Below are 21307 nucleotides of genomic sequence, written 5' to 3'. Positions count from 1 at the left end.
TATCTCTCATAGTAGGCACTTAATTCTATCTTATTCTAATAGCCTACTTCTACTTCGTTATTCTCAGATTTTGGTTGGGTCAACACTTCAATATTCTGTTCTTCCATCATCTGGTTGATTACGGGTAAACGTTCGTTCAGTAAATTCTGCAACGCCATAATCTCGCCATCAATTTGGGCTGACACCTCTTTTTTGTAAGCAACCGCCTGCTCAGTCGGGCGAAATTCTCCGGCCGACTCGTGGGTAGCTAAGTAAGCTAATCGGTTATTTAGCTTAATACCAAAGTTGAGCGGGTCTTGGTAGGCTTCGTTACGGGTTTCGTGAATATTGTTCTCGATGATAGTCATTTCATCATTCAACTCTTGAGTAGCCTTTAAAATGGTTTTGCTATTGGGGTTGTCCTTGAGCTTTGCTTTTACGTAGTCCAGGTCTTTCCGCAAGTTACGGATGTCAATTACGGCCTGATGGGCTTCGGAAAGTTTATCACGCACGTCAATCAGAAAGTTGAACTGCGCTTGTAAATCTTCTTGTGTGCTTTTTACTCGAGGGTCTTTCAGTATTTCAAAGGGTTGCTCCTGGCTTTCGCCGTTCAGGGTTAGCCGGGCAGTGTACTTGCCTGGTACGGCTTGGGGGCCATCGGTATTGGAGGAATAAAGAATTAAGCCTTTGAAGGAAACGGCATCCGGGTAGCGCATATCCCACACAAACAGATTACTGCCTTTTTTAGCGCGTAGCTTTTGTTGGGGCTTTTTTGAATTACTAGCAAATGTTTTAATGACATCACCGTCTTCTTCCAAAATTTCCAGGCTGATTATATCAGTAGTATCTAACCCATCCTGTAGATGATAGTAGATCATCACTCCTTCGGGGTGATTCTTACCGTGCAACAGTGCGTTGTACCGATCCCAACCCTGCTGCTTCATACGATAGCTAGGTTTGGGTTGATACAGATGAAAATCAGCTCGGGCTACCGTTTCGTTCAGTTGGTGCAGAGGTGTAAGATCATCAATCATCCAGAAGCTCCGGCCCTGAGTAGCTACAATCAAGTTGTTATCACGAACTTGTAAATCAGTAATGGGAACTTCCGGTAAGTTTAGCTGAAATGGTTTCCAATTAGCTCCGTCGTCAAACGAAACGTACATGCCGTATTCGGTTCCGGCGTAGAGCAATCCTTCTCGTTTGGGGTCAGCGTGAACTACCCGAGTAAAGTGCAGATCATCAATACCACTCGTAATCTTCGTCCAAGACTGACCGTAGTCGGTAGTTTTATACAAATACGGCTGAAAGTCGCCGCTTTTGTACCGTGTTCCAGCTACGTAAGCCCCACCGCGTACAGTAGGATGAATGTCGATAGAGTTCCACATAATGTCAGTTGGAGCATCAGCCGGAGTAATATCCTGCCAGGTTGAACCATCGTCCTGGGTTAGGTGCAGTAGCCCATCATCAGAGCCTGTCCAGAGCTCCCCTTCTTGGTAAGGGCTTTCATTCGCAGTTAAGATCGTAGCGTAGAATTCTACTCCAGTATTGTCTTGGGTGATAGGGCCACCGGATGATACCATCGTTTCGGGTACGGCTCGGGTCAAATCGGGGCTGATCGTTTCCCAGTTTTCGCCTTCGGTGTTGCTTACGTGTACTCGGTGCGAGAAAGCGTAGAGTTTATCGGGATTGTGGTGAGAAAAGAAAGTAGGGAAGTTCCAGTTGAAGCGGTACTTCATTACTTCCACTCCCGAACCCGCCGGGTTGAGTGGCCAAACGTTGATGGAACGGCGTTGGTTATTTTCATGATTGAATCGATAGAGGTATCCTTTGTAATTGCCACCGTAGATGATTTCGTTATCTTCCGGGTCAATGGCATGGTAAGCACTTTCGCCTCCTGCGGTTACCTCCCAATTATCTTCGGTAATGGCTGGGCCATCCGAACGGTGAGCAATACGAATAGACGAGTTGTCTTGCTGGGCACCATAAATACGATAAGGAAAATGATTATCGGTAGCGATGCGGTAAAACTGAGCCGTAGGTTGATTGTAGTAAGTAGTCCAACTATCCCCACCATCGGTAGAAACCTGTGCGCCACCATCGTCGGCAATAATCATTCGGGTGTTATCACTGGGGTCAATCCACAAGTCATGATGATCGCCGTGGGGAGCGCGGTGTAGGGTAAACGTTTTTCCACCGTCGGTTGATTTAGCGTAGGAGACATTCATCACGTACACTTTGTTTTCATCTTGGGAGTCAGCAATAATCCGGGTGTAGTACCAAGCCCGGGAGCGAAGTGCCCGGTCGCTGTTGATCTTCTTCCAGGTTTTTCCGGCATCATCAGAACGAAATACGCCACCATCTTCCGCTTCAATCAGCGCCCAAATCCGGTCCGAGTTGGCCGGGGACACTGTGACTCCGATTATGCCGCGCGGGGAATCGGGCATGTTCTCTTTCTCAGTTAGCTTTTCCCAGTTCTTTCCCGAATCCGTGCTTTTCCAAAGATCAGAGCCGGGCCCACCACTGGATAGGCTGTACGGAGTACGATGTACATTCCAGGTGCTGGCGTAAAGAATGCGGGGGTTATTCGGATCTAATACTAAGTCAACTGCCCCAGCATTTACGTTAGCAAATAGAATTTTATTCCAAGTTTCGCCTCCATCGGTACTTTTATAAACGCCTCGCTCTTCACTGGATTGCCAGAGGTCACCCATAGCGGCAACGTATACTACATCCGGATTGGTCGGGTGTACCCGGATGCGACCAATGTGCCGGGTATTCTTCAGGCCAATAAAATTCCAGGAAGTGCCCGCATCAGTTGATTTCCACACCCCAAAGTTAGAGGAGACGTTACCGCGGATAGTCTTTTCACCTAAGCCTACGTAGATCACATTGGGGTCAGACTCTGACACCGCTATAGAACCCACCGAACCACCAAAGAAGCCATCGGAAATATTTTTCCAAGTGGTTCCTCCATCGCTCGTCTTCCATACTCCACCACCTACAGAACCGAAATAATATGTGTCCCGATCATTGGGTATACCCGTAACCGTACATGAACGTCCGCCCCGAAACGGGCCTACAAGTCGGTACTGAATAGCGTTGTAAAGAGAGTCATCGTAGCTAACTGTTGTAGCCAACTGCTTTTTCTTACGCTGAGCGGTAGCATCTAGCACACATAAGTAGTAAAAGGCTAGGGTGAGTAGGAAGAGAAGACGAGGTTGGTTCATAAGGTTTGTTATTAGAGAGGCTTCTAAGATAAGTACCGATTGGTTTCTTTGCAATAGGAGCTAGTAGTTGATGGCATCTAAGTAAAAAAGCTCATTTTTTCGTTGAGTATAAGTAACTACTTTTATGAAAAATTTGACCTTAAACAAACCCACATTTTGCCATTTTGTAGGTAATAATTTTTAACTCTCACTTTTACTATGGATTCTGACGTTACCCTTACTTCTGACCAATTAGCAGTATTTGAGACTCTTCCTGAATCGTATCTAGTTCTTTCGCCGGCATTTTCTATCCTTACCGCTAGTAACACATATTTAGCGGCAACTGGTACCCTACGCGAGGAAATTGTTGGAAAGCAACCGAAAGATATTTTCTCAGATGTTGCTCCCATGTACGTAGTTGGACTACACTCTTCTTTGCAAGAAGTATTGGATACTGGCAACCCTCACCAAATAAAGCTTATAGGAACTCATAGAGGAGGCGATAAAAACGAACAACCCTTACTTTCTGGTGAGGATAATTGGGAAAATTACACTGAACTACTTAATACACCGGTGTTTTATGAACAAGGAAATGTACGCTATATCATTCATGAGATAAAGGGGGTAAGTCCCGTAAATCTTCTGGCGCATACCTTTGCCAATGATGCTAACGAAAAAGGACTTTTATCAGTACTCTTTGAGCAATCGATGATGGCCGTTGCTTTGTACGTGGGGCGTGAGTATAGAATTGATATAGCTAACACTACTTTTTGTAAGGTGTTGGGGCGTACTCCTGAGCAAGCTCTGGGTACCCCTTTGTTCGAATTACTACCAGAATTAGTCGGTCAAGGCTATAAAGAACTATTGGATGGGGTATTAACTACCGGTGTTCCCTGCACTGTCTACGAACAATACTCTCAAATTAATCGCTACGGTCGTAAGGATACTGCCTACTGGGACTTAGAATACTACCCTAGTCGGGACGATGAAGGTAATGTAGTAGGAGTAGGGGTTGTGGCTATGGAAGTCACGAAAAGGGTAGAGGCCCGGCAACAATTGGAGGCGAAAAATAACGAACTTAAACAAGCTTTGCGAAAAGCGCATGAGCTCACGGCATTACTCGACAACAGTAACGACTTTGTTGGGCTAGCAACGCCGGAGGGGCAGGGTATTTACATTAACCCTGCCGGACGGGCTATGACGGGAATTTCAGCCTCGCGCTCTGCTGCTGAAATAAAGATCGAGGATTTTATTTACAAAGAAGATGTGCCTTTCTTACAAGATACTATTATACCTGCTCAGTTTAAGAAAGGAAGTTGGTCGGGGGATTTTCGGTTTCGGCACTTTAAAACTAATCAGCGTATTGATGTATTCTATAACTGCTTCACTGTAAATGATCCGGAAACTAACGAGGTTTTAGCACTAGCCACGATCTCCCAGGATATTTCTGAGCGTAAGAAACGTGAAGCTGAGCTAGAGAACTATCGTGAACAGCTCTATCATACTAATCAGGAGCTAGCCTCACTCAATGAAGAGCTCATGGTTGTTAATGAAGACCTAGGGCAAACCAATGAACATCTTCGGAGCGTGAATGCCGATTTAGATAATTTTGTCTATATGGCTTCTCACGACCTCAAAGCACCCATTATTAATATTCAAAGGCTTCTGGAAATACTAAAGGATCACCTCCCCCCGGAAAATCAGCAATCAGTCGAAATGCAAAAGTCTTTGACCATGATTGACAAATCGGTTGCACGTTTTAAGGATACACTGGCCGACCTAAGTGACCTGACCCGACTACAACGACAAGCGAATTTACCCGAAGAATTGGTTAGTGTAGCCGAAGTGATTGAGAGTGTACGCTTAGATATGGCAATGACCATTAAGGAAGCCAACGCCCGCCTTGACATTCAATTAATAGACTGCTCTCCTGTTTATTTTGCGCCTAAAAATCTACGTAGTGTAGTGTATAATCTATTATCCAATGCTCTGAAATATCGCAACCCCCAGCGTGATCCTATTATTCAGATACGCTGTGAAGAAGTAGATGGCTACCAGCTACTTACTGTGAAAGACAATGGTTTAGGAATGAACCTCAACCAAAGTGATAAGCTTTTCTCCATGTTTCATCGTTTTCATAGTCATGTTGAAGGTACTGGGATTGGACTTTATATGGTCAAGAAGATTGTTGAAAATGCAGGAGGGAAAATAGAAGTAGAAAGTGCAGTGGGTATAGGAACTATGTTTCAAGTATATTTGAAGGCAAGCAAGGCAATGGTAGAAAGCGTGTAAGTACACCAAACCATATTAGGTTCAAACGAAAGAATAGCCAACTTTATATATCTGTCCAGAGTAACAGTCGTTTAGAGAGATGCGGCTGGTCTTCTATTGCCTCACTTGGTTTGTCTAGGGCGTGTTGACATTCATGCTAACAAGTGGTTTTGAGGCTATTTTTGGGCCGATAAAGGCCATCGTGGCGCGACACTTGAGAAGAGCGATGCCTAGCATCGGTCGCCGAAAGTAACGCATAGTGGCCTGAAAAGAGACCAAAAACGCCGTTTAAGTTTGAATGTCAACACGCCCTAGTACCCTTGATTTTGCTCTAAGAAGCCAGCTACATTAGAAGCTCCATCGATAGCGTTCTGCGGAATGGGGAATAATCGCTTATCCACTTCGCTACTAGTTTTTTCAGTCCATGTATCTTCGTACTTACCAAACCGGATTTGATCGCCTCGCCGGAAACCTTCCCAGTATAATTCAAACCCTCGTTCCCGAAACAAGATATCCAGATCAACATTCGCTAGGGGAGGTGGGGTTTGATCGGGACGGGCGTTTCGGGAGGTTCTTACGGTATTTACATCCGCTAGTGCCCCGGCGGCATCACCGTTGCGTAGTTTGGCTTCGGCTCGCATCAGATAAATCTCGGCTAATCGCATGAGCACCAAGTCTACGCTGCTGAAGTTGTTGCCATTAGGGGAAGTTCGGCTAAACTGATACTTAGACACGCGGTAACCGGTGTTGTGTAATCTGCCTTCATTGCTGAAATCTACTCGCTCTACGTGGTTCACGTACCCGATATCGCGGTCGGGGCCATTGCCCTTGAGTTGCTGTACGGGATAAATTCGTACTCCGCCATCGCAGGTAAGAAATTCGCCATCCGGCCCTTTTCGGGGTCCCCACTGCACTCCGCGCAAAATTCCCCGATCCATTTCAAACTCCAGTGGTTCTACACAGTAGAAGTGGTCTTCGTCGTTTTCGGTGTTCAGCCCACTGAGGTCTCGTAATACTGTGGGAACCATCGTATTCTGTTGGTAAAACCGAGCATCGGCCTGAGCCGGATCAACATCGCCGTAAGCTTCCTCCCAAGTTTGGTAAAAATCGGATGTAACAGCCGGGCCGTCGGTACCATCAGCTCCGGTAAACTCTGGCCGGGGAAACATTGAGCCAGCGATTGACCAGTACGCCCAACGACTATGCTCTCGGCGTAGTATCCCTCGCTGATCGAGGGAAAAGATGATTTCAGGGTTGCCAATATTCTCGTCGTTAAACAGATCAAAGTATTCGGATGACAAGGAGTACTGACCGGAGTTGATAATATTATCGGTGTATTGAATGACCTGATTCATATCTTCGGTAGTAAACTCAGGGGTTCCGTAGGGATCGCGATACACGGCTGAGTTTAAGTACAGTCGAGCGAGGAATCCCCACACCGCACTTTGGGTGATTCGTCCTGGTCCGCGGTCAGTATTGATGACATCTACCACCGATAGTAGGTCATTCTCAATGTAGTCAATCGCATCTTGCCCTCGTAGCACTTCCGAGATTTCATCTGATGTTTCTTTGGCAAAAACAACGCCCCAGCTTTCTAACATCAGCATGTTTAGATACGCCCGTAGGGCTAGCATTTCGTGCAGAGCTTCTCCTGCCTCGGTATCTCCTTCCGATGATAAAGGCCGAAGCACTTCGATGGCTAAGATGGTACGCGATATATTTTTGGCTAGCTCATTCCAGGAATCTCCGATCAGATCATTGCCGGAGGTCATTTGGTGTTGATGCACGGCCATAAACTTACCGCCGTCAAACCAGTCGGTACCGCCCCGATAAGGTAATATGGCTTCATCAGCAGCCAGTAACTGTAGCCCGTAGTAGTTGGTATGGCGCCATACCCAAGAAATCTGCCCGTAGGCCGGGGCAACCACCCCATTAACCGTTTCGGCGAGCCCTGAACCGGTTAGCGATTCGTCCAAAACGTCTTCTTCTAGAGAAGTACAGCCCCAGTTTACAATGGCAGGTAAGATAAGAGCTACTATGCTTAGAATACTGTTTTTCATCTCGTTGAATATTTATTTTGCCGGACCAAAGGCTACCTAGAATCGCCTTAGCTAGCTATAATTAGTTGTTGAATTAGGTTAAAAAGATACGTTTACGCCCAGTAGAATAGTTCTGGCTGTGGGGTAAGTAAAACGGTCAATACCGAAAGTCTGCACACCGTCAATTGAGCTTCCGGTGTTTACCTCGGGGTCAAAGCCAGAATAGTTGGTAATGACAAACAGGTTCTGACCCGTCAGCGACACGCGAACGTTGTTCACCCAATCGCCTAGACCCACCTGAGTGGTAGGAAGGGTGTAGGCGAGGGTGGCATTGTTGAGCCGTAGAAAACTACCATCTTCTAAGTAGCGGGTCGATACTTCATTAGAATTGGTAATATCCTCGTCAGGAAATTGCACCGCAAAGTCAGTGGTATTGAAGGAAGAAGCCAGATTGCCCCGGTTGAAGAGCGACATGCGAGTATGATTGTAAATTTGGTTACCGGAAACTCCGTTGAAGTTAGCCCCCAACTCAAAGCCTCGGTACCGCAGGTTAAATTGAAAGGCGTAGTTCAGGTCGGGTAGGGCGGAACCCACTACGGTTCGATCGTTTTCTAGCACTTGGTCATCGCCGTTGGTATCCCGAAATTGATTTAAACCATCTTCCCCAATACCTACAAACTCTTTCATATAAAAGGCTCCGATGGGTTCGCCGTTAAGGTAACCGTTGATAGTAGCTCCCGTCTGTCCGGCTCCGGTAGCTCGTCCGGTAGCCAGTACCGCAAAAGGCGAGTTCACCACTTCGTTCTGGATGTAGGTAAGGTTACCACCAATGGTGTAGGAAAGACCACTTGGTAGATCGTCGCTGTATTCTAACGCCAGCTCAATGCCGGAGTTTCTGATCTCCATATCCGGCACATTTGTCCAGAAGGTAGCCGTAGGTTGTATTGGGTCGGCGGGGACTACTTCTAATAGTATGTTTTCAGACACTTTATTAAAATAGTCTATCGTACCGCTCAGGCGATAGTTAAGTAGGCTGAAGTCTAACCCGATGTTGGTTTGAGTAGACACTTCCCACTGAATATCGGGGTTAGCTAAGCGGGTAAAGATGGTTCCAAACGGATAATCGTCTAGGGTAGTAGAGTTGGGGTCAAGCGGATAAGTATCGTTTTCGGATTTGCTTTCTAAGAAACTAGCTTGCGTAATTTTGGAAGGAATCTCCTGGTTGCCCGTTTGCCCCCAACTTGCCCGAAGTTTAAGATTATCAAACGGAAGAGCGGTCATAAAATCCTCTTCGCTAAGGTTCCAACCGGCGGCAAAAGACGGAAAGTAGCCGTAGCGGTTATTCTCTCCAAATTTAGATGAGCCATCCGCCCGAAGGGTAGCAGTAAGCAGATACTTGCTGGCAAAGGCATAGTTGACTCTACCAAAAAAAGATTGCAACTCATCTTCTCGGGCAAAAGTATTCAAGGTAGTTGGTTGTTCTTGAGTACTGATTTGATCCTGGTACCGAGGTTCAATACCATTGCTAGCAAAGCTAGATAGCTCAAAAGTTTTTTGGTGGACAAATGTTCGCTGGTAAGAGTGCCCGGCCAAGAAAGTGACGTTATGTTGGTCGAGCTCGAGGTTATAGGTCAGGGTATTTTCTACCAGTTGATTCTCATTAGTGGTGGTAATATTATCTAACTCACCAAACTCAAAGCCCTCCAGTAGCACATAAGGCTCGAGCTGAACATCCCGGTTGGTCACTGAGTAGTCAATCCCTAGATTTAGCTTGTAGGTCAAGTTCGGAATAATTTCCAGAGAGGGCGAAATGTTGGCCAGAATACGATTATTCTCAGCTTCATCACTGTAAATTTCGTTGCGAATAAGGGGATTGAGCATTTCCTCTAGCACCGTAGGCTCACCATTGGTGTAAGCCGGAATAGTGGGATTGAGCTGTAGCATATCTACAACAATAGCAGTATTATCGGGTCGTAAGTTTTCGGTACGTGCTCCAGTCAAATTATAATCAACTTTCAGGCGTCCGTTTAATCCGGTTTGGTTAAGGTTGGCTCGAGCCGAGTAGCGTCGGAGATGACTGTTAGCCAGGATTCCTTCCTGGTCTTCATAGCCGCCCGAGACGTAGTAAGAAAACTGGTCACTTCCGGCTCCGCTAAACGATAGGTTCACATTGTTAGAGACGGCGGTTCGGGTCAACTCATCTTGCCAATCAGTATTACCCCCGGCATCGAGCAAAGTGCCTCCCACGGCTGCTACCTGTCGGCGAAATTCATCTGCGCCAAAAACATCAACAGTGTTGGCAATAGTAGAGCGAGCGGTAGATAGGGATACGTTTATGTCCGTCTTACCTACTCGGCCTTCTTTAGTGGTAATCACCACCACGCCGTTGGCCGCCCTAGCTCCGTAAATGGCTGCTGCCGAAGCATCTTTAAGTATGTCAATACTTTTAATGTCCTGCGGATTAATAAAGTTAAGTGGGTTGGTAGCTACTCCGGTGGTGGAGTTGTCCAGCACAAACCCGTCTACCACAAAAAGAGGAGTAGTACCGGAGCGCAAGCTGCCTACTCCTCGGATGATGATATTTTGCGCGGCTCCGGGTTCGCCACTGGCATTAGAAACATTTACTCCCGCCACCTTTCCTTGCAGTAGCTGCCCCGGATTGACTACTAACCCTTTGTTAAAGTCTTCGGCATTGGCCGAAGCAATTGATCCGGTTACATCGGATCGCTTCTGGGTGCCGTAAGCTACTACTACCACATCTTGCAATTGCCGGGAGTCGGGGGATAGTTGTACGCTAAAGTTGGTTTGGTTACCTACCGGTACTTCCTGGGTAGTGTACCCTACGAAAGAAATCAGTAGAACGTCGTTGGGGGCAGCATTGAGAGTGAAGTTACCATTAGTGTTTGTAATGGTGCCGACGGTAGTGCCCTTGATACTAACGGTAGCTCCCACTAACGGCTGGTTGTTCTCATCGGTAACGGTTCCAGTAATTTCATCAACCGAAGCAGGTGGGTTAGTAGTCTTTTCAGCAAGTACATCGTTAAGAAAGTTATGCCGTAGCTCAGGCACTGATGCCGAAAAACCCGGATGACCTAAGCAGATCATCAGAAGACTAAGGAGTGAAGCGACTTTAAAAATAGAGTGCATAATTTAGGTTAGTATAAAAGATAGAATCGAAGGTATATTAGTCAACTGAGTGAAGTGGTAGGGTGCCACTCAGCTACAAAATTATCTCGCGAAGGTATTTTAAATGTTCAGCGATCGAGTAGGTAGATGTATTATCTTTATTTTAATAGTGAAGCGCATACTTCACAAAAACTTAACACCTTTTCTTGCACTGTCCTACCTGTAATTTTTTAGGTTAGTGTAGTAAGCACTTGTTGTGTAGTTTATAACATGCTATTGGGTAGTTGCTATTCTTAGTACACTACTCCTAATAATCACGAGATTTACTTGGGAACTTCCCCCACCGGAGCGTATATTCAACCGATCTAAACTATTGGTTTGTCCTATAATTATTCTTACATACTACCACTACTTTTACTAGCCACCTCTCTTGATTATCCTAAGCTTTTTTTTTCGCTGTTTAGCAACAATGTTCACGCTAACGCTAATCAGTGTGTTTTTTTCCTTTGCAGTCTTTGCTCAGCAAACAATACTGTCGGGTCAGGTGCTAGACGAAAGCAGCCAAGAGCCGTTAGAGTATGCCACCGTAGGTCTGTGCTCGCCCCAAGACTCTTCTGTTTTGGAGGGAACCGTTACTCGAGCTGATGGAGCATTTGTATTGGCTGATGTTAAGCCGGGTACGTACCTGTTACAAGTGCAGTTTGTGGGTTACAAACCAACGTTTATCTCATCGTTGAAAGTAGAGGTAAACCAGCAAAGAAACATCGGAAGTATTTCGCTGCAAGCTACCCAGCAGTTGCTTGATGAGATTTCAATAACAGGGCAGCAGGTATCGGTCTACCATAAAGTTGATCGGCAGGTGTACCAAGCGGAGCAGTTTCAGGCAGCTATTGGAGGTACAGCTACCGATGTACTACGGAATATCCCCGCAGTGGCGGTTGATGCCAACGGGAATCTGACAGTAAGAGGCTCGTCGGGTTTTACCATTTTGCTCAACGGTAAGCCTATCCAAAGTGATCCTTCCCTCATTCTTAGTCAACTACCGGCTAATGCAGTAGAGGATGTAGAGATTGTCACGGCACCTTCGGCCAAGTATGATCCCGAAGGTAAAGCAGGAATTATCAATATTATTACTCGCCAGGGAGCAGAAGATGGGTTGTATCTGCTGGTAAACGGACAAGTGGGTTTGCCCAGTATTGAAGATTATGACAATGCTGAACAAGCCCAACGTTACGGAGGTGATTTTACACTCAATTATCGTAAGAACCGCTGGGATGTATCAGTGGGGGCGAGTTACTTACGCAATGATATTACCGGAAGACGTGAGGGCGATGTGTTTACCATCATCAACGATACTTTAACCCGCTTTCCCTCGGATGGAGAGCGTAGTTTTGATGAACAGGCTTATACCGCCCGGGCCACGATTGGCTACACACCCAATCGGTTCAATTCAATTAACTTAGGGTTCTACGCCGGAAGACGGAGTAAAGATCGTACCGCCGATATTTTGTATAACAATTTCACAGTATACCAGCCCGAGCAAGATACCATTAATCGGATCAGTTATTTCAACGAAAACCTCCGTATCCGCCGGGGCGATTTCTTGATTAGTAGTCTGGATTTCGCGCATACTTTCACCAATGAATCTCAGTTAAGCGCATCGCTTCTGTATGAGTACACGATGTTAGGCGGGCCAACTACTAACCTGAATTTATCTTGGCCGAGCCTGCAAGACACACTACAAGATCAGTTTAATACGAATGATAATCCGCTACATGGAATTCGCTTCCAGGCGGACTACGTGCACCCGCTAGCTAATGGAACCATAGAAGCGGGCTATCAGTATCGTTACTTAGATCATACGGGCTATTTCGTTTACCAAGAGCGAACTATTGGTACAAATCAGTTTGAGCTGATCCCAGAGTTTTCTAGTCAAGTAGACCTTCGTCGGCAGATTCATTCCGTTTACGGGCTGTACAGTAGTCAGTGGAATAAGTTAACATATTCGCTAGGAGCTAGGGTTGAAGTAATGGGTCGTAATTTGGTGCTAACCAACGATTTTGTTGATACCACTTACCATTATGATTTTATTCAGCTATATCCGTCGGCAAACCTGGTGTATCAACTTAACGACCAGTTTAGGCTCAAAGCGGCCTACAGTCGGCGGGTGGAACGCACTACTACGTTTAAGATGAATCCGTTCCCGGAGCGGGAGCATTCCGAAACACTGGAGCAGGGCGATCCCGAATTACGACCCGAATTTATCAATCTGGTCGAGGCCGGACTTGTTCGGGATTTTGGCGATAACTCTTTGTTTGCTACGGCGTATTTTCGCCACGTAGAAAATCTGGTTAACCGCGTGAACACCGTATACAATGACACAATTTTAAACCGCATTTATTCCAATGTAGGGCAGGGCGGTTCTTTAGGGCTGGAGGCCGGATTGGAGCTGAATCCTACATCAGATTGGCAAATCTACGCTGGAGGGAATTTGTATCGCTACAGCATTGAAGGCACTTTTGACAATCAGCCGGTGAATACCCAAAGTTGGATTTACTCGATTAATGCCAACATCACCGTAAAGTTAGCACCCACCTGGAACTTGCAGTGGGCATTTAATTACCTCTCAGCCCGAAACACAGCGCAAGGAGAAGACTCTCGATTTTACTCTCCTAATCTTACTGTGAAAAAAAGTTGGCTGGATGGCAAAATTACCGCCACCGCTCAGTGGCTTAACATGGACTTGGGGTTACTTTCTACCAACGAGCAGCGGATCAGTACCGGACGTGACGACGAGTTCTTTACTACCACCAACTACGTGTACGAGGTAGACGTAGTTATGCTAAACCTTAGCTATCGCATCAATCAACCAGTTGGCAAATCGAGGCTGATTAAGAGTGAGTTCGGCGATAAAGAGTTCTAAATTCGCCTTTGCCGGAACATTGGGCACGCCAGTATCTTTTCAAAACCAAATTTCAACTGCATATCTTCTCAGAGCCAGCGTGCCATATTCTTATGTATTGGCTAAACCAAAGATAAAAATTCGGTGTAGCGCACAATAGTTTTGCTAATACTTTGCTGGTTCTTGCTACTCGCGAAATATAGTATTGTTTAAGTGATTCTATTTTATGATATTGCTCATTATTATTCACCGTAAACCTAACTTATTCTTTATGAATCAACATCTAGCTATTAAAAAACTACTCACTTCAAGCAGTTGTCTATTCTGGTTAGCTTGCTTTGTAGTAGGTACAGAAGCTTACGCCCAGCGTACAGTTTCGGGAACCGTTACTGACGAAAATAACAATGAACTTCCTGGCGTAAACATTTTGCTACAGAACACAACCGTAGGTACGGTCACTAATGTTGATGGGAACTATTCTATTGCTATTCAAGGCGATAACCCCGTGTTAATCTTTTCTTCGGTGGGCTATGAGGCGCAAACGGTAGAAATTACCAACCAATCTACCGTGAATATCTCTATGGCACCCGATACCCGCCAACTGGGCGAAGTAGTAGTAACCGCTTTTGGGGTAGAAAAAGAAAAAAAGTCGTTAGGATACGCCGTACAGGATGTGTCCGGGGAAGAATTATCGGAGACTACCCGCCCCAATGTGATAGAATCATTGCAGGGCCGAGTGGCTGGGGTGAATGTAACCAGTACAAATGGCCTGCCGGGTTCTTCTACCTCCATTGTTATTCGGGGAGGCACATCGCTAGACGGTAATAACCAACCCCTGTTTGTGGTAGACGGTATTCCTATTGACAATACCACGCTCGACGGCGGGTTTCTGTTTTCTGATACTCCTAATCGTAACTTTGACTACACCAGCCGGGGGTCGGATATTAATCCGGAAGACATTGAAAGTATTACGGTGCTAAAGGGGCCTGCTGCGGCAGCGCTGTACGGAATTGATGCCGCCAACGGTGCTATTGTAATCACCACTAAAAAAGGGAAAGCTGGCCAATCAACTATCACCTATACCAATGATTTCCGGCTGGAAAACATGACCCGCTTTCCCGACCGGCTCACCACTTTTAATACGGGAGAAGAGGGGATCAACAATAATTTAACCCGTTCGCACTGGGGGGCACCCATTGAAGCCGGTACCCCGGTGTACAACAATGTAGAAGAATTCTTTGAGACCGGATTTACCCAAAACCACAGCTTAGGGCTTAGTGGTGGCTCAGGCAACCTTACCTACCGGGCTTCAGCCGATCTATTAGATCAGGAGGGTACTGTGCCTAATACCGGGTTCAATCGTAACTCATTTCGGCTGAATCTTACCTCAAAAGCCAGTGAGCGACTTTCGCTAACCGCTTCGGCTAACTACATAAAATCACAGGCCGACCGTACCTCAAAGGGCAACGGTAGCTTGTACCAGAGTGCGTTGCTTTGGCCAGTGACCGATAACATGAGCAATTATCTTAACCCGGATGGTACCCCGCGAAGGTTCTTTGAAAATGGCAATGATAATTTTGATAATCCGTACTTTACAGCCAACCGCAACATCAATACCGATGAAACTGATCGATTCCTGCTTAACGGAAGTGTAGACTATCAGCTACTGGATTGGTTAAGCGTTACCGGAAGGATTGGGGCCGACGTGTACAATACTTTGGGGCTTACGGCTTACGACGATGAGTCTTTCCAGCGGTATCCTAACCGAAGCATCGCGGCCTCGGTAGGCGGGCTGATGGCTGAATATGAAGCCCGTAGTCGCCTGATTAACTCATTCTTGCTACTCAACGCGAATAAAACATTTGGGGATTTTACCACTTCACTAACGCTAGGGCACAATCTGGAAGACCGTACTTACCGGGTAGATTCCCGCTACGGCGAAAATATCCTAGTACCAGATTTGTACACCATTGTAAATACGCAGCAAGACACTCGGGAGGTGAGTGTTAGTGGGTATCAGCGCCGACTGATCGGGGTATTCGGAGATTTTAGAGCAGATTATAAAAACATGATCTTTCTGAATATTACCGCCCGTAACGACTGGTCGTCTACGCTTCCCAAGCAAAACAATAGCTTTTTCTACCCATCCATCAGCACTAGTGTAGTACTCTCAGAAATGCTCGATTTTGATGTGAATACCCCGATTAGCTTTCTGAAATTAAGAGCCTCTTACGCGGAAGTGGGTAAAGATGCGCCTCCCCATCGTACTCAGCCTTCGCTCAATGAGTTTACCCGTACTGGCGGTGGGTTTAACGTAGGTTTTTTCGGTGCTAACCAAAACATTCTCCCTGAGTCTACTTCCTCTTACGAATTTGGGCTAGACTTGCGGATGTTTGAGAACCGTATTGGAGTAGATGCTACCTACTACTATGTGAAGAGCGAAGACCAAATTGTTTCGCCCCGCTTGAGTTACGCCACAGGTTACATTCTACAGTTATTGAATGCCGGAGCCATTGAAAACCGAGGAGTAGAACTAATGATTAACGCTGATATTGTAAAGAATTCTAGTTTTCGCTGGAACGCAGTTGCCAACTTTTCTCTCAACCGGAATAAAGTGCTTTCTCTGCCTGGCGATTTTGAAGAGTTCTATCTATCGGATACCTGGCTCTCGGGTAATGCCCGCGGGGGGTATGTGCCTGGCGAAACATTCTATACTATTACTGGTAACTCTCGCGAGGTAAACGAAGCCGGCCAATTTATTATGGGTGACAATGGTTATCCGGTAGAAAACACGGATTTCAACCAGATAGGGAATCGTCAACCGGACTTTACCCTAGGGTTCACCAATACCTTAGAGTACAAAGGCTGGCGATTATCGTTCTTGCTAGATATGCGCCGAGGCGGCGATATTTATAACGCCACCGCCCGAAGCCTTACCGTTAACGGATTAGATCCGCGCACGGCTAACCGGGGCGAGACGGTCGTATTTGAAGGAGTGACCGAGAGTGGCGAAGTAAACACCCAAGAAGTGGTGCTAGACCAGGACTACTACCAAACTAGCAGTCAGGGTGCTTTAGAGTCTTTATTCATAGAGAAAGATATCAACTGGGTTCGCCTCCGGGATATTACCCTGGCCTACGAATTTCCGAAGGCCTTACTGCAAAATACCTTTCTAAGCCAGGCTTCATTACACATTACCGGTAACAACTTGCTGCTGATTACCAACTATACTGGGGCCGACCCCGACGTGAACGGGCTAAATGCTTCGGGGCGGGGAAGCAACGCTGGTGGTTTTGATTTCTTCTCCTTAGCAGCTCCGGTAGTATATTCAGCCGGTTTACGAGTAACCTTCTAAATTCAGCAACTATGAAAATCTATAAGATATACTTAATCCTGACCGTATTATTCCTAGCTTCTTGCGAAGACTACCTGGATATTAACGATGACCCGTATTTGCCCCAAACGGCTTCACCGCATCTTTACTTGCCGCAGATTGTCTACTCTATGGCCGAAGGGGAAATGTTTGACAGTCGCTATGTAGGAGCTTACACCCAAAACTGGGTTTCGCTAGATCCTAACGAGTACTTTGACCGTCATGGCTTTAGTGCTAGAAGTGGTACTCAAAAATTTCGTAACCATTACTGGTCTACGGGGTCTAACTTAAACGAGATGGTAGAGCAGGCTCGGGAAAGGCAGCTAGGTGGCTATCAGGGCATTGCTAAGGCGGTCCGGGCCTGGAGCTGGCAGGTAGTAACCGATCACCACGGTGAATTGCCCTACCGGCAAGCTTGGGATAATACCCGAACCAAATTTGAATACGACTCGCAGGAACTTATTTACGGAGAAATTCAAACCTTGGCCGACGAAGCGATTGCCTTACTGAACGAGCCTGAGTTTGCCGTAGACTCCCGCTTAGCCGGTAACGATTTCATGTACGAGGGAGATCTAATTAAATGGGAGAAATTTGCCTACGCTATAAAAGCTCGTAACGCCCACCACCTGTCTAATAAAGCGAGTTATAACCCCGATGAGGTTATCTCGTTTGTAGACCAATCTTTTACCAGCAACGACGATAACGCCAGTGTGATTTTTGCCGGGGATGGCTCGGCTAACAGTAGTTTTATGGGACCCACTCGAGCCAATTTTGAGGAAAGATTAGCCTCGGAACTTATTATCAGTTACCTAGATGGCACCTATGCTGGTGGAACAGAAGACCCCCGCTTACCGCTGATGTTCAATACTAACGAAGATAGCGTGTACGTGGGCATTGCACCTACCGCGGGGGACACCGCCGGGATAGCCCCCCTTCTTTACGGAAAATACCTCTTCCAGGATGATGTGCCCTACCCGCTGATGACCTACGCCGAGATGCAGTTTATTAAGAGTGAAGCAGCATTCATTAAGGGCGACCGCGCTACAGCCCACTCCGCTTTCCTGACGGCAGTGCAGGCCCATGTGGATATGGTGGGCGTAGCTCCCGACGAGGCTAATGCCTACATCGTTGGTGTATTACCCGCTACGGCTGAAGCACTGACCCTCAGCGATATTATGTGGCAAAAGTACATTGCCCTGTACACCAACAACGAAACCTGGTCGGATTTGCGCCGCTACGATTGGAGCAGCGAAGTGTTTCCTGGATTCACCCTTCCGGATAATTTAGTTCCCGATAATAACGGATTGCCCTCAGAACGGTGGCTACCCCGGCAGTTCTCAGAGTACGACTGGAACCAGGAGGCCCTGGAGGCTATCGGGGGCTTTGATAATGACTACCAGACCAGACCGATGTGGTTTAGTGAGGCTAACTAAATGTGGGCACAAAATCAGATCTGAGAATATAGTAGGCTATAATCTCACGCCACTACGCAAGGGAAATCAGCTTAGGTTGGTTTCCCTTTTTCTTTGCTTTAATTTTAAAGCATTATGAAGAGAGTGCTGGAAATATGTGTGGATTCTTTAGAATCAGCCCTGATCGCTCAGGAAGCTGGAGCAGATCGTATTGAGTTATGCAGTTGCTTGGAAGTAGGTGGTCTTACGCCTGATGCAGCTTTGTTTTCACTCGCTCGAGAAAAGCTATCAATTCCCATTCACGTGCTCATTCGGCCTCGGCTCGGAAACTTCGTGTACACTGCGGTAGAGCAGACGGTTATTTTGAGAAGCATTGAGTATTGCCGTCAGCACGGGGCTGATGCGGTAGTGATTGGTGCGCTCAGCCCGAAGAATGAACTGGATCAAGATTTTTTGCTAGAGATGCGAGAGGTTGCCTCATCAATGTCAATAACCTTCCATCGCGCTTTCGATGTAGTAGAGAACCCGCTAAAAGCTCTTAAGCAACTTAATGAGCTAGATATGGCTCGAGTACTGACCTCGGGGCAGAAATCAGCCGCTATTGACGGAATTCCGTTGCTCAAAAGACTGAAAGAGCAGCCATCAAACGTTAAGATTTTAGCTGGGGGAGGTGTCATCAGTCAAAACGTGACTCAGCTCTTGGATGCCGGAATTGCTGAGGTCCATGCCTCGGCTCGGCAACCCGTTTCGCAAACCACTACTACTAGCAAAATAGCATTCTCGAAACTAAAGCCGGACGAATATCGGTTAGCCAGTTTTCAGGAGATTGTTAATTTGCGAAACCAACTTAACAACCACCAACCGTATGTTTAGTAAGATCATTTTACTTCTCTTTTTACTACTCACCATGAGCTTCGTTGAGCCTTCTTCAACGCTGAAAGTTATCACGTTCAATATTCGCTATGATAATCCGCAAGATGGTGAGCATCGCTGGGATAATCGTAAAGAACGGGTAGTGAATCTGCTTAAATTTTACCAAGCTGATATTTTTGGGTTGCAGGAAGCATTGCACCACCAAGTCACCTACCTAGAAGAAAACTTCTCGGATTTTAGCAGAGTGGGAGTAGGGCGAGATGATGGAAAAGAGGCTGGAGAGTATTCGCCTATTTTTTACAATAATACTATTTTTGAAAGTACGGGAGAAGGCACCTTTTGGCTATCTACTACCCCGAATATGCCAACCAAAGATTGGGATGCTGCGTTACCCCGAATTGCGACCTGGGTTATGCTCAGAAATAGGTCTACTTCTGATACAATACTAGTCTGTAACACCCACTTTGATCATCGGGGCGATACCGCTCGCCAGGAAAGTGCTAAATTACTTGCCAGCAAGCTTCCTGAGCTAGCTTCCAACATTCCCATTATTCTGATGGGCGATTTCAACAGCAATCCGCAGTCGGCTCCGTACCGCATTATTGACGAGAGTGAAGCACTGCAAGACGCTTGGAAAAAAAGTGAATTACCTCCGGTGGGACCAGAAAAAAGTTTTAGTGGCTTTACGGTAACGCCCGACTTGCCCGGCGATCGGATTGACCATATTTTTGTGAGTGCCTCACTAAAGGTATCCCGCATGGCAATAATTAGTGAGGAAAGAGGCGGCACTTATCCGTCAGATCATTTTCCGGTGTTTGTTGAAATTATCAGCCCAGATAGTTAGGATAATGATAGATAGCCAGGGTAGGGCAAACTTATACTAATCAGTAAGTTAGGTGCATAATGACTGCATCCGAGTAATAATTCATGTTAATTTAATAGCCTATCTATGAAGACTTTTTTTCCTTTACTAGGAATACTTTTTCTTATCAACTGTACATCGGTTGACTCCTCTCAGACTGAAACAGAAGATCCACCAGTTACTCAGCCCGTAGCGGAAAGCGAATGGACAACAATTAACGCCGAAGGAGAACCCTTAGCTCGTCATGAAAATGCTTTTACTGAACTTAACGGTAAGTTCTATCTAATTGGAGGAAGAAAGAATAAGCCAATCAATATTTATGACCCAGCAACTAATAAGTGGTCGGAAGGAGCAATGCCGCCCTTAGAAATGCATCATTTTCAGGCACTGCCATTTCAAGATAAAATATACGTGCTGGGTGCCTTTACAGGAGGCTTCCCCCACGAAACTCCGATCCCCGATGTGTACGCCTATGTTCCAGCTACTAACCAGTGGGAAAAGGTAGCAAGTATTCCTGAAAGCCGAAGACGAGGGGCTGCCGGAGTTGTTGCTTACCAAGACAAAATCTATGTGCTTTGTGGTATTCAGGACGGACACTACGACGGACACGTTGCTTGGCTTGATGAATATAACCCGGCTACGGGAGAATGGATAGAGCTACCCGATGCCCCACGCCCTCGCGACCACTTTCAGGGCGCAGTGAAAGGGACTAAACTTTATGCGGCTGGTGGACGAAACACCTCCGCGAAAACCAAGCAGACCATGGAACTTACCATCGATGAAGTAGACGTTTATGATTTTTCTACTGGTGAGTGGATGACCCTAGAGAACCAACTTCCTACCGAAAGAGCGGGGGCTACCTCAATTGTCGTTGACGATCAACTCATTGTTATTGGAGGTGAAAGTGGCTCGCAAGTTCCTGCTCACAGTGAGGTTGAAGCTTTAGACCTCAAGAAACTCGTCTGGAGAGTGTGGCCTTCGCTGAAACAAGGGCGTCATGGAACTCAAGGCTTTCTCCACAAGGAGAGTCTTTACATCGCCGCTGGTAGCGGAGACCGAGGAGGAGGCCCAGAACTGACCAGTTTGGAAAAATATACTGTGGCTGAAAATAAATAAACCAGATTCGGGATATGGTGCGGTTTTTGTAAAAAAAATAGGTAGGCGAATGCACTACCTATTTTCCCAGTAATGAAGAAGTAAACAGTGGGAAGTAAAAATGCAATCTATTGAATTTGAGTTAATCTACCCACTTTTTTAAGTAAAA

The 21307-nt window shown here is 46.3% G+C and carries 10 protein-coding genes; 7 read left to right on the top strand and 3 right to left on the bottom strand.

Annotation, left to right across the window (positions count from 1 at the left end; all coding sequences use genetic code 11):
* Positions 1-35 precede the first annotated feature (35 nt).
* Positions 36-3206, bottom strand: a complete 3171-nt coding sequence (locus P0M28_RS00130; protein ID WP_302207298.1) for a WD40/YVTN/BNR-like repeat-containing protein — start codon at positions 3204-3206, stop codon at positions 36-38.
* A gap of 198 nt (positions 3207-3404) precedes the next feature.
* On the opposite strand from P0M28_RS00130, the gene P0M28_RS00125 reads away from it, so the two are divergent.
* Complete coding sequence (locus tag P0M28_RS00125) at positions 3405-5477, top strand: PAS domain-containing protein (RefSeq protein WP_302207297.1); 2073 nt, start codon at positions 3405-3407, stop codon at positions 5475-5477.
* A gap of 290 nt (positions 5478-5767) precedes the next feature.
* On the opposite strand, the gene P0M28_RS00120 is transcribed toward P0M28_RS00125, so the two are convergent.
* Positions 5768-7516, bottom strand: a complete 1749-nt coding sequence (locus P0M28_RS00120) for a RagB/SusD family nutrient uptake outer membrane protein (RefSeq protein ID WP_302207296.1) — start codon at positions 7514-7516, stop codon at positions 5768-5770.
* Between the two features lie 78 nt (positions 7517-7594).
* On the bottom strand, positions 7595-10642 hold the full coding sequence (locus P0M28_RS00115) for a SusC/RagA family TonB-linked outer membrane protein (RefSeq protein ID WP_302207295.1): 3048 nt from the start codon (positions 10640-10642) through the stop codon (positions 7595-7597).
* Positions 10643-11090: 448 nt separating this feature from the next.
* On the opposite strand from P0M28_RS00115, the gene P0M28_RS00110 reads away from it, so the two are divergent.
* The 6 genes from P0M28_RS00110 (at position 11091) to P0M28_RS00085 (ending at position 21159) form a co-directional block, all read left to right on the top strand.
* Positions 11091-13544, top strand: coding sequence for a TonB-dependent receptor (locus P0M28_RS00110; protein ID WP_302207294.1), 2454 nt, complete (start codon positions 11091-11093; stop codon positions 13542-13544).
* Positions 13545-13794: 250 nt separating this feature from the next.
* The gene (locus P0M28_RS00105) at positions 13795-16878 is read left to right on the top strand and encodes a SusC/RagA family TonB-linked outer membrane protein (protein ID WP_302207293.1); all 3084 of its coding nucleotides are present in this window, start codon (positions 13795-13797) and stop codon (positions 16876-16878) included.
* A gap of 11 nt (positions 16879-16889) precedes the next feature.
* Entirely contained in the window at positions 16890-18329 is a 1440-nt protein-coding gene (locus P0M28_RS00100; protein ID WP_302207292.1) for a SusD/RagB family nutrient-binding outer membrane lipoprotein, read from the top strand.
* A 114-nt stretch (positions 18330-18443) separates the two neighbouring features.
* Positions 18444-19181 (top strand): copper homeostasis protein CutC, encoded by a 738-nt coding sequence (locus tag P0M28_RS00095; RefSeq protein WP_302207291.1) that lies wholly within the window; start codon positions 18444-18446, stop codon positions 19179-19181.
* Positions 19174-20025 carry an endonuclease/exonuclease/phosphatase family protein gene (locus tag P0M28_RS00090; RefSeq protein ID WP_302207290.1) on the top strand — a complete coding sequence of 284 codons (852 nt, stop codon included), beginning with the start codon at positions 19174-19176 and terminating at the stop codon, positions 20023-20025. Before P0M28_RS00095 ends, P0M28_RS00090 begins: the two co-directional genes overlap by 8 nt.
* 105 nt (positions 20026-20130) lie before the next feature.
* Positions 20131-21159, top strand: a complete 1029-nt coding sequence (locus tag P0M28_RS00085; RefSeq protein ID WP_302207289.1) for a Kelch repeat-containing protein — start codon at positions 20131-20133, stop codon at positions 21157-21159.
* The last annotated feature ends 148 nt before the right edge of the window (positions 21160-21307 follow it).

Origin of the sequence: Tunicatimonas pelagia, from assembly GCF_030506325.1 — a bacterium.
Classification (GTDB): domain Bacteria; phylum Bacteroidota; class Bacteroidia; order Cytophagales; family Cyclobacteriaceae; genus Tunicatimonas; species Tunicatimonas pelagia.
The sequence above is the reverse complement of the archived record's forward strand: the minus strand, read 5'-3'. Positions and strand labels throughout refer to the sequence as shown.